The 15,415-nt window shown below is 60.3% G+C and carries 12 protein-coding genes; 2 read left to right on the top strand and 10 right to left on the bottom strand.

Annotated elements, in window-relative coordinates; all coding sequences use genetic code 11:
- Window positions 1–2: 2 nt before the first annotated feature.
- The 8 genes from fdhA to AAEZ06_RS11245 all read right to left on the bottom strand — a co-directional run bounded on the left by fdhA (window position 3) and on the right by AAEZ06_RS11245 (window position 9,884).
- A complete protein-coding gene (gene fdhA / locus AAEZ06_RS11280) occupies window positions 3–1,202 on the bottom strand; it encodes a formaldehyde dehydrogenase, glutathione-independent (protein ID WP_149413426.1) in 1,200 nt (399 codons plus the stop codon).
- 94 nt (window positions 1,203–1,296) lie between these two features.
- Window positions 1,297–2,154 carry a formyltetrahydrofolate deformylase gene (gene purU / locus AAEZ06_RS11275; protein WP_149413425.1) on the bottom strand — a complete coding sequence of 286 codons (858 nt, stop codon included), beginning with the start codon at window positions 2,152–2,154 and terminating at the stop codon, window positions 1,297–1,299.
- A gap of 188 nt (window positions 2,155–2,342) precedes the next feature.
- Complete coding sequence (locus AAEZ06_RS11270; RefSeq protein WP_350614291.1) at window positions 2,343–2,975, bottom strand: sarcosine oxidase subunit gamma; 633 nt, start codon at window positions 2,973–2,975, stop codon at window positions 2,343–2,345.
- Window positions 2,976–3,002: 27 nt separating this feature from the next.
- Complete coding sequence (locus AAEZ06_RS11265; RefSeq protein ID WP_350614289.1) at window positions 3,003–6,020, bottom strand: sarcosine oxidase subunit alpha; 3,018 nt, start codon at window positions 6,018–6,020, stop codon at window positions 3,003–3,005.
- Window positions 6,017–6,319, bottom strand: coding sequence for a sarcosine oxidase subunit delta (locus tag AAEZ06_RS11260; RefSeq protein ID WP_350614287.1), 303 nt, complete (start codon window positions 6,317–6,319; stop codon window positions 6,017–6,019). Before AAEZ06_RS11260 ends, AAEZ06_RS11265 begins: the two co-directional genes overlap by 4 nt.
- A 14-nt stretch (window positions 6,320–6,333) precedes the next feature.
- Complete coding sequence (locus tag AAEZ06_RS11255) at window positions 6,334–7,584, bottom strand: sarcosine oxidase subunit beta (protein ID WP_133102516.1); 1,251 nt, start codon at window positions 7,582–7,584, stop codon at window positions 6,334–6,336.
- 22 nt (window positions 7,585–7,606) lie between these two features.
- A complete protein-coding gene (gene glyA / locus AAEZ06_RS11250) occupies window positions 7,607–8,860 on the bottom strand; it encodes a serine hydroxymethyltransferase (RefSeq protein WP_133102345.1) in 1,254 nt (417 codons plus the stop codon).
- A gap of 295 nt (window positions 8,861–9,155) precedes the next feature.
- The gene (locus tag AAEZ06_RS11245) at window positions 9,156–9,884 is read right to left on the bottom strand and encodes a TraX family protein (protein WP_350614405.1); all 729 of its coding nucleotides are present in this window, start codon (window positions 9,882–9,884) and stop codon (window positions 9,156–9,158) included.
- A gap of 90 nt (window positions 9,885–9,974) precedes the next feature.
- Between AAEZ06_RS11245 and AAEZ06_RS11240 the strand changes: the two genes are divergently transcribed.
- Entirely contained in the window at window positions 9,975–11,015 is a 1,041-nt protein-coding gene (locus tag AAEZ06_RS11240) for a threonine aldolase family protein (RefSeq protein ID WP_149413421.1), read from the top strand.
- A gap of 83 nt (window positions 11,016–11,098) precedes the next feature.
- On the opposite strand, the gene gbcB is transcribed toward AAEZ06_RS11240, so the two are convergent.
- On the bottom strand, window positions 11,099–12,199 hold the full coding sequence (gene gbcB, locus AAEZ06_RS11235) for a glycine betaine monooxygenase reductase subunit (RefSeq protein ID WP_149413420.1): 1,101 nt from the start codon (window positions 12,197–12,199) through the stop codon (window positions 11,099–11,101).
- Between the two features lie 284 nt (window positions 12,200–12,483).
- On the opposite strand from gbcB, the gene gbca reads away from it, so the two are divergent.
- Window positions 12,484–13,779 carry a glycine betaine monooxygenase oxygenase subunit gene (gene gbca / locus AAEZ06_RS11230; RefSeq protein WP_149413481.1) on the top strand — a complete coding sequence of 432 codons (1,296 nt, stop codon included), beginning with the start codon at window positions 12,484–12,486 and terminating at the stop codon, window positions 13,777–13,779.
- A gap of 858 nt (window positions 13,780–14,637) precedes the next feature.
- On the opposite strand, the gene etfB is transcribed toward gbca, so the two are convergent.
- Window positions 14,638–15,408, bottom strand: coding sequence for an electron transfer flavoprotein subunit beta (etfB, locus tag AAEZ06_RS11220; protein WP_350614283.1), 771 nt, complete (start codon window positions 15,406–15,408; stop codon window positions 14,638–14,640).
- Window positions 15,409–15,415 lie beyond the last annotated feature (7 nt).

The following is a 15,415-nucleotide window of genomic DNA, read 5'->3' as shown; positions in this document are numbered from 1 at the left end:
GTTTACGCCGCACTAAACAACTTGTGCGGATCAATCACAAACTTCTTCGGCACGCCCGCATCGAACTCGCCATAACCACGTGGCGCGTCATCCAGGCTGATGACTTCCACGCCCACGATGTCGGCAATCTTGATGCGATCCCACATGATCGCCTGCATCAACTGGCGGTTGTACTTCATCACCGGCGTCTGCCCGGTGTGGAAGCTGTGGGACTTGGCCCAACCCAGACCGAAGCGAATGCTCAGGCTGCCCATTTTCGCGGCGGCATCCACGGCCCCTGGATCTTCGGTGACGTACAAGCCGGGGATGCCGATTTTGCCGGCAACACGCACCACGCCCATCAACGAGTTGAGTACGGTGGCCGGGGCTTCGTGCTTGACGCCGTCATGGCCGTGGCCGCGAGCTTCAAAGCCCACCGCGTCCACCGCGCAATCGACTTCCGGCTCGCCCAGCAGTGCGGCGATCTGTTCGTGCAGCGGGGTGTCCTGGGACAGGTCGGCGATTTCGAAACCCTGGGCCTTGGCGTGGGCCAGGCGGACCGGGTTGACGTCGCCGATGATCACCACTGCCGCGCCCAACAGGCGGGCTGAAGCAGCTGCGGCCAGGCCGACAGGGCCGGCACCCGCCACGTAGACGGTGCTGCCTGGGCCGACACCGGCGGTGACTGCGCCGTGATAGCCGGTGGGGAGAATGTCGGAGAGGCAAGTCAGGTCGCGGATTTTCTCCATGGCCCGGTCGCGATCCGGCAGCTTCAGCAGGTTAAAGTCAGCGTATGGCACCAGGGCGTATTCGGCCTGGCCGCCGGTCCAGTCGCCCATGTCGACATAACCATAGGCGCCGCCTGGGCGGGCCGGGTTAACGCTGAGGCAGACACCCGTGTGCATTTCCTTGCAGGAGCGGCAACGGCCGCACGCGACGTTGAACGGTACGGAGACCAGATCGCCGATTTGCAGGTTTTCGACGTCGCGACCTTTTTCAATCACTTCACCCGTGATCTCGTGGCCCAGCACCAGGCCAGTCTGGGCCGTGGTGCGGCCGCGCACCATGTGTTGGTCGGAGCCGCAGATATTGGTGGAGACCACGCGCAGGATGACGGCATGTTCAATCTTCCTGCCACGGGGGTCCTGCATTTTGGGATAGTCGATTTTCTGTACTTCGACCTTGCCGTTGCCGAGATACACGACACCACGATTACCAGACATGCTTTCACCTCGCTGTTGTTGTTATGGAACCGCGTTGCCCAGGCAGGCAGCGCGTTAAATGCTCGGGTACAGATGCTGTTTCTTGTGTTGTTTGTCAGAGCACCACGGTGCGATTGGCGTTCAAGAACACCCGCCGTTCAATGTGATACCCCACCGCCCTGGCCAACGTCTGGCCTTCGATGTCCCGTCCCTTGGCGATCAAGTCTTCCGGGTAGTGACTATGGTCCACCACCTCGACGCCCTGAGCGATGATCGGGCCTTCGTCCAGGTCGTTATTGATGTAGTGCGCGGTGGCGCCCACCAGTTTCACGCCCTTGTTGTAGGCCTGGTGATAAGGCTTGGCGCCCTTGAAACCAGGTAGCAGGGAGTGATGGATGTTGATGGCTTTGCCATCGAGCTTGCGGCACAGCTCCGGTGACAGCACTTGCATGTAGCGAGCAAGAATCACCAGCTCGGCGCCGGACTCTTCGATCACCTGCCACACCTGACGCTCCTGCGACGGCTTGTCATTGGGGTCCAGGGGGAAGTGGTAATAGGGGATCTGGTGCCAGTCGGCCAGGGGCTTGAGGTCGGGGTGGTTGGAGACCACGGCGACCACATCCATGGACAACTGACCGATACGCTGGCGGTAGAGCAAGTCGTTAAGGCAGTGATCGGCCTTGGAGACCATGATCACCACTTTGGGCCGGTAGTTTGGCGCGGTGAGTTCGAAGATCATTCCGAAGGCTTCACCGCGCTCCACCAGGCCATCGCGAAAGCCTTGTTCATCGAAGCCGTCGGGCTGGCGGAACTCCACGCGGATGAAGAAGCGGCCCGAGAGCCGGTCATCGAAGGAGTGGTGTTCGGTGACGTAGCAGCCCTGCTCGAACAGATAGCGGGTCACCGCGTCCACCGTGCCGAGCACGCTGGGGCAATCGGCGGTCAAAATCCATGTATCGGGTACGCGGCTCATACTGGAATCCTCAGGCCTTTGTGGCGATGGGGCTTGCCCCCGTTGGGCTGCGAAGCAGCCCTGAAATCAACCACGCGGTTCTTTCAGAAAAAATGCAGTGACCTTATTGGGACCGCTGCGCGCTCCAACGGGGGCAAGCCCCCTCGCCACAACAGCCCTCTCACCACAAACGTTATGCAGCCATGTGATCAGGCTTCGACGTTCAAGCCATACTCCGCCGCCGCATCCTGCAACCACAGCCACCAGTAATCCGAGAAGCTGCGACGAATCACCAACTCCCACGTGTCTTCAGCGGTATGGCGGATCACCAATTGCGACTTGGCGAACACCGTGCCAATTGCCTTGCCCACCGGAAAGTTGTCGGGATGCACGTCGTAGCTGGTGGATTTCATCAGCACATCCCGCACATTCGGGCCGCTAAGCTCCAGAATTTGCTGGCCGCCGCTGACGTTGACGATCTGGATATGCAATTCCCCCAATGCGTCACGCAAGCTTTTCTCGGCAGCGAACTCTTCACCGCTCGGCACCACCAGCAACCACTCATCCGGGCCGAGCCATTGCAGGCTGGCTTCACCCTTGACGATCACGGCCAGGGCACCTGGCAATTCGATGCCCAGGGCCTTGTGTACGCCAGCAGCGAAAGCGGCGTCATGGCCATCGCCACGAATGGTCAGGTGGCCGAGGAGTTTCTTTTCGCGGAGGGTCACACCGGCGTTCTTGCGACCCTTGCCCACCTGGCTGGCGAGGTCGGCATGGTGCAGCGACGACTCGGCCTTGGCCCCGGTGGTGGGGCGTTGTTGGTATACGTTGACTGCGGTCATATGGAGCACCTGTCTTGAATTCATGCGTCAGATATTCTGACGATCACCCTTGGGATCAAAGAACACCGAAGAAACAATCTGCGCCTCGATCACGCTGCCATCCGCCAGCGGTGCAAAAACCCGCTCGCCGATACGCTTCAAGCCGCCCTTGACCACGCCCATGGCAAACGAATAGCCGAGGGAGTTGTGGGCATAACTTGAGGTGACGTGGCCGACCATCTTCATCGGGATCGCCTGCTTGGTGTCGAACACCAGCTGCGCGCCTTCCGGCAACCACACGTTCGGATCAATCGGCTTCAAACCCACCAGTTGCTTACGCTCTTCACGCACGCAATCTTCACGGTTCATCCCGCGCCAGCCGATCCACGAGAACGGTTTGGTGCGGCCGACACACCAGCCCATGTTCAGGTCGTCGGGGGTCATCGAACCGTCGGTGTCTTGCCCAACGATGATGAAACCCTTCTCGGCCCGCAGCACGTGCATGGTCTCGGTGCCGTACGGGGTCAGGTTGTACTGCTTGCCGGCTTCGACGATCTGCTCCAGCACGCCCATGGCGTAGTCGGCCTGCACGTTGATCTCGTAGGAGAGTTCACCGGTAAACGAGATACGAAACACCCGCGCTGGCACGCCGCCTACCAGGCCTTCCTTCCAGGTCATGAACGGGAAGCCGTCCTTGTCCAGGTCGATGTCAGTGACTTCAGCCAGCAGCTTGCGGCTGTTGGGCCCGGACAGGGTCATGGTCGCCCAGTGGTCGGTGACCGAAGTGAAGTACACCTTGAGGTCTGGCCACTCGGTCTGTTGGTAGATTTCCAGCCATTGCAGCACGCGCGCAGCGCCGCCGGTGGTGGTGGTCATCAGGAAGTGGTTGTCGGCGAGGCAGGCAGTAACGCCGTCATCGAAGACCATACCGTCTTCCTTGCACATCAGGCCGTAGCGGGCCTTACCCACGTCGAGCTTGGTCCAAGCGTTGCTGTAGATGCGGTTGAGGAACTCGCGGGCATCCGGGCCTTGAATGTCGATCTTGCCCAGCGTCGACGCGTCCAGCAGGCCGACGCTATCGCGCACGGCCAGGCATTCGCGTTTCACCGCTGCGTGCAGGTCTTCACCGTTGCGCGGGAAGTACCACGGGCGCTTCCACTGGCCGACGTCTTCAAACTCGGCGCCGTTTTTCACGTGCCAGGCTTGCAGCGCGGTGTAGCGCACCGGTTCAAAGATGTGCCCACAGTGACGGCCTGCTACCGCGCCGAAAGTCACCGGTGTGTAGTTGGGGCGGAACATCGTGGTGCCCATTTGCGCGATGGTCACATTCAGCGAGCGAGCGGCAATCGCCAGACCGTTGACGTTGCCCAGTTTGCCCTGGTCGGTGCCGAAACCCAGTGCGGTGTAGCGTTTTACGTGCTCTACCGACTCGAAACCTTCGCGGGTCGCCAGTTCGATGGCGGCGGCGGTCACATCGGTTTGCAGGTCGACGAATTGCTTCGGCGCCCGTGCGGTGGTTTTCTCATGAGGCACCTGAAACAGCGCCAACGTCGGTTCTTCCAGACGGGTCAGGGCTTTGGGCAACACGCCTTCCACCGGCTGGAAACCCGCTTCGCTGGCTGCGCGCACGCCGCCTTCAAAACCGTCCGCCAGGGAATCACCGAGGCCGTAGACACCGTTGATGCCGCCGACGCACACGCGTTTTTGCGGTGCTTCGCCCGGTACAAAGCCGAGGATATCTTCACGCCAGGTCGGCTTGCCACCCAGGTGCGAGGCCAGGTGAACCACCGGGCTGTAGCCGCCGGAACTGGCCACCAGGTCGCAATCCAGCCACTCGCCGGGGCTGGTAACTTTGTGGGCCTTGACGTCAATCGCCGCCACACGGACGCCAGTAACGTGCTTGCTGCCACGGGCTTCGATCACGGCGCTGCCGGTGAGGATGCGAATACCTTTGGCGCGTGCTTCTTCAACCAACGCGCCGCGTGGGTTGTGGCGAGCGTCGGCCACAGCCACCACTGCAAGGCCGGCATCAAGCCAGTCCAGCGCGACGCGGTAGGCGTGATCGTTGTTGGTGGACAGCACCAGCTTTTTGCCCGGTGCCACGCCGTAACGGCGCACGTAAGTCGAGACTGCACCTGCCAGCATATTGCCCGGCACATCGTTGTTGCCGTAGACCAGCGGACGCTCACAGGCACCCGTCGCCAGTACCACGCGCTTGGCGCGGATGCGGTGGATACGCTGGCGTACCTGGCCAATCGGTGCGCGGTCGCCGAGGTGATCGGTAAGGCGCTCGTGAATGGTCAGGAAGTTATGGTCGTGGTAGCCGTTGACCGTGGCGCGAGGCAGCAGCAGCACGTCCGGCAAGGATTTCAGTTCGGCGATCACGCTGGCAACCCATTCGGCCGCCGGCTTGCCGTCGAGGCTTTCGCGCGAATCCAGCAGCGTGCCGCCGAACTCTTCCTGCTCATCGGCAATGATCACACGGGCACCACTACGGGCGGCGGCCAAGGCAGCAGACAGACCCGCAGGGCCAGCGCCGACAATCAGCACGTCGCAGTGACGGTTCATGTAGTCGTAGGTGTCCGGATCGTTCTCGGTCGGCGAGCGACCAAGACCTGCCGCCTTACGAATGTACTTCTCGTAGGTCATCCAGAACGATTGCGGGTACATGAAGGTTTTGTAGTAGAAACCCGGCGGCATCAGCTTGCCGCCGACCTTGCCGAGAATGCCCATCACGTCGTTATTGACGCTCGGCCAGCCGTTGGTGCTGGTGGCGACCAGGCCTTGGTAAAGCGCCTGTTGCGTGGCACGCACGTTAGGGATTTGCGTGGCTTCGGTAGCGCCAATCTGCAGCACGGCGTTGGGCTCTTCCGCACCGGCAGCGAAGATGCCGCGCGGACGCGAATACTTGAAGCTGCGACCAATGACGTCGACGCCGTTGGCCAGCAGGGCTGCGGCCAGGGTATCGCCTTCAAAGCCTTTATAGCTCTGGCCGTTGAAGGTGAAGCTCAAGACTTTGTTGCGGTCGATCCGGCCACCGTTGGACAGGCGATTGATCTGGCTCATACCTTACCTCCAGAAGCCTTGGCGGTGAATTGCGGCTTGCTGCCAATCTTGTAGGTTTCAAGAATTTCGTAGGTGACGGTGTCGCGGGTGGCGTTGAAATACTGGCGGCAACCGGCGGCGTGAATCCACAACTCATGGTGCAGGCCACGGGGGTTATCGCGAAAGAACATGTAGTCGCCCCACTGCTCGTCGGTGCAGGTATTGGGGTCCAGCGGGCGCGGAATATGCGCTTGGCCGCAGGCGTGGAATTCCTCTTCGGAGCGCAGTTCGCCACAGTGAGGACAGAAGATATGCAACATAGGAATTTCTCCTGTTAGTGGGCGACGGCCGCAGCGCCGTGTTCGTCGATCAGCGCACCGTTGTGGAAACGGTCGATGGAGAATGGAGCCGCCAACGGGTGCATTTCACCCTTGGCGAGGCTGGCGGCAAATACGTTGCCCGAGCCTGGAGTCGCTTTAAAACCACCGGTGCCCCAACCGCAGTTGAAGAACATGTTCGGCACTGGCGTCTTGGAGATGATCGGGCAGGCGTCCGGCGTGGTGTCGACGATGCCGCCCCACTGACGGTTCATGCGCACGCGGGACAACACCGGGAACATCTCGACGATGGCCTGGATGGTGTGTTCGATCACTGGGTACGAACCGCGCTGGCCGTAGCCGTTGTAGCCGTCGATACCGGCGCCGATCACCAGGTCGCCCTTGTCGGACTGGCTGATGTAGCCGTGCACGGCGTTGGACATGATCACGCTGTCGATGATGGGCTTGATCGGCTCCGACACCAGCGCTTGCAGCGGGTGGGATTCGATCGGCAGGCGAAAACCCGCGAGGCCGGCCATGTGCCCGGAGTTACCGGCAGTCACTACGCCAACGCGCTTGGCGCCGATAAAGCCTTTGTTGGTTTCGACGCCAATGCACACACCGTTTTCCTTGCGAAAACCGATCACTTCGGTTTGCTGGATCAGGTCCACGCCGAGGGCATCAGCAGCACGGGCAAAGCCCCAGGCCACGGCATCGTGACGGGCCACGCCGCCGCGACGCTGGACGGTGGCGCCCAGTACCGGATAACGGGTGTTTTTTGAGCAATCGAGGTACGGGATCTCGTCCTCTACCTGTTTGGCATTGAGCAATTCACCGTCGACGCCGTTGAGGCGGTTGGCGCTGACGCGGCGCTCGGAATCACGGATGTCCTGCAAGGTATGGCACAGGTTGTAGACGCCGCGCTGGGAGAACATCACGTTGTAGTTCAGGTCCTGGGACAGGCCTTCCCACAGTTTCATCGCGTGTTCGTACAGGTGCGCCGACTCGTCCCACAGGTAGTTGGAGCGCACGATGGTGGTGTTGCGCGCGGTGTTACCACCGCCCAGCCAGCCTTTCTCGACCACGGCCACGTTGGTGATGCCGTGCTCTTTCGCCAAGTAATAGGCAGTCGCCAGACCATGCCCGCCACCGCCGACGATGACCACGTCGTAGACCTTTTTCGGGGTCGGTGTACGCCACATTTTCTGCCAGTTTTCGTGATGGCTGAGTGAGTGTTTGAAGAGGCCGAAGCCCGAGTAGCGTTGCATAGTCATTACTCCAAAACCGCGCTCAGCGATAAACCGGGAAATCAGCGCACAGGGCGGACACATGCTTGGCGACGTTGGCCTCGACATCGGCGTCGCCGAGGTTGTCGAGAATGTCGCAGATCCAGCCGGCAAGCGTGAGGCACTGGGTCACTTTGAAACCGCGAGTAGTCACCGCCGGGGTGCCGATGCGCAGGCCCGAGGTCACGAACGGCGACTGCGGGTCGTTAGGCACGGCGTTCTTGTTGACGGTGATGTGGGCACGACCGAGGGCGGCGTCCGCCTCTTTGCCGGTAAGGCCCTGACGGATCAGGCTGACCAGAAACAGGTGGTTATCGGTACCGCCGGACACGACATCGTAGCCGCGTTTGATAAACACACCGGCCATGGCCTGGGCGTTGTCGATCACTTGCTGTTGATAGGTCTTGAAGCCGGGCTCCAGGGCTTCCTTGAAGCACACGGCCTTGCCGGCGATCACGTGCATAAGCGGCCCACCCTGGCCACCGGGGAAAACGGCTGAGTTGAATTTCTTTTCCAGCTCTTCGTTGGCTTTGGCGAGGATCAGGCCGCCACGAGGACCGCGTAGGGTCTTGTGGGTGGTGGTGGTGACCACGTCGGCGTAAGGCAGCGGGTTCGGGTACAGGCCAGCAGCGACCAAACCGGCAACGTGGGCCATGTCGACGAACAGGTAGGCGCCCACCTTGTCAGCGATCTGGCGAAAGCGTGGGAAATCTAGGGTCTTCGAATAAGCGGAGAACCCGGCGATGATCATTTTCGGCTGATGCTCGACCGCCAGGCGTTCGACTTCGTCGTAGTTGATCAGCCCGGTGTCGGTATCGATGCCGTACTGCACGGCGTTGTAGAGCTTGCCGGAGAAGCTGACCTTGGCGCCGTGGGTCAAGTGGCCGCCATGGGCCAGGCTCATGCCCAGCACGGTGTCGCCGGCTTGCAGCAGGGCGAGGAACACTGCGGCGTTGGCCTGGCTGCCGGAGTGCGGCTGGACGTTGGCGTAATCGGCGCCGAACAGCTGCTTGGCGCGTTCGATGGCCAGGGCTTCGACCTTGTCCACATGCTCGCAGCCGCCGTAGTAGCGCTTGCCCGGATAACCTTCGGCGTATTTATTGGTCAGGCCGCTGCCCTGGGCTTGCATGACACGCTTGCTGGTGTAGTTCTCTGACGCGATCAGCTCGATATGATCTTCCTGACGCTGCTCCTCGGCATTCATGGCCGCCAGCAGTGCATCGTCATAACCCTGGATCTGGTCTTGCTTGCTGAACATCGCGTCTCTCCCAGCGGCGGCGGTGCGCCTTTCGTCTCGGTGAGGCCTCTGCACTACGGCAGTGCCCTTTGGATGCGATGGTAGGGCCGGCTTCGAGTGGTCAAATGCCTACGCACGCCACGCAAAGGTGCGTTTACGACATGGGCTGATCTCATGTAGCAAGCGGGCTTGCCCGCGTTGGGGCGCGAAGCGGCCCTAAAACCGACCAGCGCATTTTATAGGGAAGATTTCGGTGTCTGTATTGGGGCTGCTACGCGGCCCAGCGCGGGCAAGCCCGCTCGCCACAAAAAGCGGGTCAGGCGATGACTTTGCGCACGAGTAACAGCAGCAGGAAATGCAGCGGATAAAGCGCATACGCCCAGCGCCGCATGGCTGGCGGGGAGACGTGTTTGGCATGTCGCAACAAGACCAATCCTGCCAGTGGCGCAATCAGGCATGTGGCCAATCCCAGCATCGCGACAAGCGTGCCGCTATTGAGCAGGATCTGCCATTGATTGGCAGCCAGGCACACCACACCCGGCAGCACGCTGAAATACCACGGCCTGCAAAACACCAGAAGCATCGCCAACGGCAGCAACACGCCAAAGAAGCCGAACATCAGTTGCGTCGAGAAAACAGCCGCAAAAACAAGAGCGATCAGCGCCAATCCTCGATCCATGATCGTCTTCTGCTGCCATCCTCGGGCAACCAGCAACCCCAGCGCCAGAGTCGGCAGCACGTTGAGAGTGTCCGCATCGACGATGAACATCCGATACGGCACCTCACTGATCACACTGAACAGCAACAACCATCCCAGGTATCGCCACTGCCCCGTCACCGGCGCATTCCCGACCCTATGCAAATTCGCCGCAATCGCCAGGCAGAACCACGGGAACGCCAAACGCCCTGGCACATACAGCCCATCCAGGTTCAAACCGACATACCGCAGGTGATCCAGCACCATACTCAGCAGCGCCAGCCACTTGAGCAGATCGAGAGCGCCATTGCGGACGCGGCTTACAGGAATCGTTTCAGTACCGTGCATAATTCCCCAAAGATTTTGCATTAACAGTGCGTGCGCACCCTCGACAATCTTGGTTAAAGTGCGCACCAACATCGACCACAGGAATGGGCCATGACCGACAAGAGCCAACAATTCGCCAGCGACAACTATTCCGGCATCTGCCCTGAAGCCTGGGCCGCGATGGAACTGGCCAACCAGGGCCATCAGCGCGCCTATGGCGATGATGAGTGGACCCACCGCGCCGCCGACGGTTTCCGCAAACTATTCGAAACCGACTGCGAAGTATTCTTCGCCTTCAACGGCACGGCGGCCAACTCCCTGGCGCTGTCTTCACTGTGCCAGAGCTACCATAGCGTGATTTGCTCGGAAACCGCCCACGTCGAAACCGACGAATGCGGCGCGCCGGAGTTTTTCTCCAACGGTTCCAAGCTGCTCACCGCCCGCACTGAAAACGGCAAGTTGACGCCTGAGTCGATCCGCGAGATCGCCCTCAAGCGCCAGGATATCCACTATCCAAAACCACGCGTTGTGACCCTCACCCAAGCCACCGAAGTCGGCAGCGTCTACACCCCGGAAGAAATCCGCGCCATCAGCGTCACCTGCAAGGAACTGGGGCTGAACCTGCACATGGACGGCGCGCGCTTCTCCAACGCCTGCGCGTTCCTCGGCTGCTCGCCTGCGGACCTGACCTGGAAAGCCGGCGTCGACGTGCTGTGCTTTGGCGGTACCAAGAACGGCATGGCCGTGGGTGAGGCTATCCTGTTCTTCAACCACAAACTGGCCGAAGACTTCGACTATCGCTGCAAACAGGCTGGGCAACTGGCGTCGAAGATGCGCTTCCTCTCCGCGCCATGGGTCGGCCTGCTGGAAAACGACGCCTGGCTCAAACACGCCCGCCATGCCAACCACTGCGCGCAACTGCTCAGCAGCCTGGTGGCGGACATTCCTGGCGTTGAATTGATGTTCCCGGTGCAGGCCAACGGCGTGTTCCTGCAACTCTCGGAGCCGGCCATCGCCGCGCTGACGGCCAAGGGCTGGCGTTTCTACACCTTTATCGGCAAGGGCGGCGCGCGGTTCATGTGCGCGTGGGATACCGAAGAAGATCGCGTGCGGGAACTGGCGGCGGATATTCGGGAAGTGATGGGCGCCTGAGACGCTGATACACAGGGTAAAACTGGCCTCTGTGGCGAGCGGGCTTGCCTGCTCGCCACAAGTGTTTGTGCACAACTTAGCGTTTAGAACTCGATACGTACGTCGCCTTTTGGCACGCTGCAGCACGACAGGATGTAGCCTTCAGCTTCATCTTCCTCGGTGATCCCGCCGTTGTGCTCCATCTCGACTTCGCCGCCCAGCTTCATCACCTTGCAGGTCCCGCAAATCCCCATGCCGCAAGCTTTGGGGATCAGCAGGCCGAGCTTGGCCGCAGCGGCGTGAACAGTCTCGCCCGGTGCCACGCGTATGCTCTTGCCGGAAGAAATGAACTCCACCTGATGCAGATCCGCCAGGGCGATTTCCGGTGCATCCGCCGCTTGTTCGGCTTGCTCCACCGCGTCGGCCCGGGCTTCCGGTGGCGTCGCACCGAAGGATTCCTCGTGGTAGCGGCTCATGTCGAAGCCGTTGACTTCCAGCAAGCGCTTGACTGCGTTCATGTACGGCGTGGGCCCGCAGCAGAAGACTTCCCGCTCCAGGAAGTCTGGCACCATCAGTTCGAGCATTTTCTGATTCAGGTAACCGCGATAGCCGGCCCAGGGCTCGCCCAATCCGTGTTTTTCGCAAATCAGATGCAGGCTGAAGTTGTCGATCCGCGACGCCATGTGCTCCAGCTCGCGGTGGTAAATGATGTCTTTCGGTGAACGGGCACTGTGGACAAACACCATGTCGACATTGGCGTTGGTGTCGTAATACCAGCGCGCCATGGACATCACCGGGGTGATACCCACGCCACCGCTCAGATACAGCACTTTCGGGTTGGTGAAATCGATGGCGTTGAACAGCCCGACCGGCCCGTGCACCGCCAGCTCCTGGCCTTCGTGCAGGGTATCGTGCAACCAGTTGGAAACCCTGCCGCCCGGTACGCGCTTGATGGTCACCGAAAAGCTGTAGGGCACCGACGGTGAACTGGAAATGGTGTAGGAGCGCATGATCGGCTGGCCGTCGATTTCCAACTCCAGGGTGACGAACTGCCCGGGCTTGAAAAAGAACAGGACCGGCTGGTCGGCCATAAAGCAGAAGGTGCGCACGTCCCAGGTTTCCTGGATGACTTTGACGCAACGGACGATGTGCCGACCATTGGCCCAGGTCTGGGTGGTGACCGGATTCAGGAAGCTGTTGGACATGCTTGTTCTCCTTAGCCGTGTGCTCGGCCTGATGGTGGCGATTCTGCGTAACGCGCGAACCACCCATTTACCTATCTGCGACATTCACATACTTATCGCGACCAGCCCCCATACCACGGGGGTTGCACGTCGGGAACAGAGTGGGCCATGTCGCTAATGGATAAGGTTGCGGACAGCGCCGGCCCCACACTCGCTCCACATAAAGACGCTTTCTTTACGCCTTGCGCAGCACTAACCGTAGCCACTTTCGCCGGCCACCCAGAATGGCCATGAGGACACACACGATGGACGTCACCGCAACCTTAAGCTTGGGCGATCCGCTGGAACCCGCACGCAAGGCCACCGCGCACATGTTGCAAGAGCGCGAGCGCACCTTTTCGCTGCCGCAGCCGTTTTACTCTGATGAGCGGCTGTTCGATATCGATATGCAGGAGATCTTCCAGAAAGAGTGGTTGATCGCCGGCATGACCTGCGAAATCCCCAGCAAGGGCAACTACATCACCCTGCAAGTGGGCAAGAACCCGATCATCGTCATTCGCGGCGCCGACGGCGTGGTGCATGCCTTTCACAACGTCTGCCGCCACCGCGGTTCGCGCTTGTGCACCAGCGACAAGGGCAAGGTGGCCAAGCTGGTCTGCCATTACCACCAGTGGACCTATGAGCTGGACGGCCGCCTGCTGTTCGCTGGCACCGAGATGGGCGCCGACTTCGACATGAAGCAGTACGGCCTCAAGCCGGTAAGCGTGAAGACCGCTGGCGGTTATATCTTTATCAGCCTGTCGCAGAACCCACCGGCCATCGACGACTTCCTGTCGACCCTGAGCCATTACATGGAACCCTACGACATGGAAAACACCAAGGTGGCGATTACCACCACCTTGGTCGAAAAAGCCAACTGGAAGCTGGTGTTGGAAAACAACCGCGAGTGCTACCACTGCAACGCCTCGCACCCGGAACTGTTGAAAAGCCTGCTGGAATGGGACGACGTCACCGACCCACGGGCCGACCAAGCGTTCAAGGACCACGTTGCCGCCTCGGCCGCTGCCTGGGATGCCGAGAAGATCCCTTACGCCCACGCCAGCTTCGGCTTGCGTAACCGTATCGTGCGCATGCCGCTGCTCAAGGGCACCGTGTCCATGACCCTCGACGGCAAGCAAGGCTGCAAGAAGCTGATGGGCCGCATCCAGAACCCAGACCTCGGTTCGATGCGCATCCTGCACCTGCCCCACTCGTGGAACCACTGCATGGGCGATCACATCATCGTCTTCACCGTGTGGCCGATCAGTGCCCAGGAAACCATGGTCACCACCAAGTGGATCGTCCACAAGGATGCTGTGGAAGGCGTGGACTACGACGTCGACCGCATGCGCCAGGTGTGGGACGCCACCAACAACCAGGACCGTCGTCTGGCGGAAGAGAACCAACGCGGGATCAACTCCACGGCGTACCAGCCTGGGCCGTATTCCAAGACCTATGAGTTTGGTGTGGTGAACTTTGTGGATTGGTACAGCGAGCGGATGCTGAGCAACCTGGGGGCGGCGCCGGCGCCGTACTTGAAAGGCGTTGCTGTGCACGAATAAAACCGCTTGTAGGAGCGAGCTTGCTCGCGAAGGACTTGAGAGCGCCGCATTCACTCAGGATGCCCGCGTCATCGTTAGCGTCCATCGCGAGCAAGCTTGCTCCTACAGAAGCCCTCGCTGTACAAAAATCAACCGACAGCCTTGAAGCCCTTAACCGCCCTGCCCTCCAGCCATCCCCTAACAACTTATCCACAGAGCCACCCACAGTAATTGTGGGCAACTGCGCTTTTCTCTCGAAATAAACTCAAGAAAATCCGTGACTTATTCAAAGTTATGGATTTTATCCAATATTGATCATTTTTTGATCTAAAGCCTGAGCGCCACGTTTCATATGGCCTACAGAGGAACGCGAACACCTTATCCACAGAAGCGCCAACAGACTTTGGGGGCAACTTTGGTCTATCTGTGGAAAACCGTCCACTGCCTCGAAAAATCGAGGCGTTGAGAGGAGATTCAAGCTGAAATGACGATTTTGATCATATTTTGATCAGATCACTGAAAGCCTTTATCTATAAGGGCTGTAGTGGATAGCAAACATCTTATCCACAGAAGCACCAACAGACTTTGGGGGCAACTCTGCGCTGGACATTTTCCTTATCCACAGAAAAACCCAAGGAAAAACCGTCAGTTAGGTTGGTTATTTTTCGTACAGAGGGCTACAGGGCTTGATTTACATGGGGTGCGGACAACCGCGAACAGGTTATCCACAGCTCGGCCAACAGAGATTGTGGGTAACCCCACAAATCTCCTGTAGGAGCGAGCTTGCTCGCGAAGAACGTCAACGATAACGCAGCGTGTCAGGTTTAACGCGCAGGTCTCAGGTTCTTCGCGAGCAAGCTCGCTCCTACAGAGGAGGGCTTAGCGAACGACTCCTTCCTCGATCAGCAGCTTGAGAATGGCTTGGGCGCCGTCTTCGGGGCTGACACCCTTGAGCACCTGCCCACCGCCACCGCTGGCCTTGGCCGTCGCCGCCTTCATGCGATCTGCACCGCTCTTGGCCTTGATCACCTTCAAGCGCTTGGGCCGAGGCTTCGCCGGTTGCAGCACAGCACCTGTGAATAACTCATCGTCCAGCACCTGCACCTCGTGAGCTTCCAGCAACCCGCGCTGGGCCGGGCCATAGGCACTTTGCCGTGGTTTGGGCGCAGCGTTATCCACCGTGGCAAGAAACGGCAAACGCACCTTCAGGCGCCGCCGCTGGCCACGGGGCAGCGCTTGCAGCACATGGGCCACGCCACCGTCTATGGACTCCACCAGGGCCAGGCCGACAATCAGCGGCCAGCCCAGTTGCTCGGCCAGCAGGAACGGCAACATCCCGGAACCTTCACCGGTCTCCGCCTGGCTGCCGGTCAGCACCACCTGGGCGCCAGCATCGCGCAGGTAATCGCTGAGGGCTGGCAGTGCGTCAGCGCCAGCGGGTTGTTCCAGCACATGCAGCTGTTCCAATCCCATGCCCAGGTAGGCGCGCAGGGTGGGTTCCGCAATATCACCGGCATGCAGCACTTGCAGGTTATTCCCAGCCAGCTGCAACCCCAGTTCCACGGCGCGGGCATCCTGTTCAGCCCGGCGTGGCCGGCCTGAAGTCGGGTGGGCGCCGATGGACACCAGGCTGATTACGTTGGTTGTCATGGCCATA

Source organism: Pseudomonas sp. HY7a-MNA-CIBAN-0227, assembly GCF_040310325.1.
Lineage (GTDB): Bacteria > Pseudomonadota > Gammaproteobacteria > Pseudomonadales > Pseudomonadaceae > Aquipseudomonas.
The sequence above is the reverse complement of the archived record's forward strand: the minus strand, read 5'-3'. Positions and strand labels throughout refer to the sequence as shown.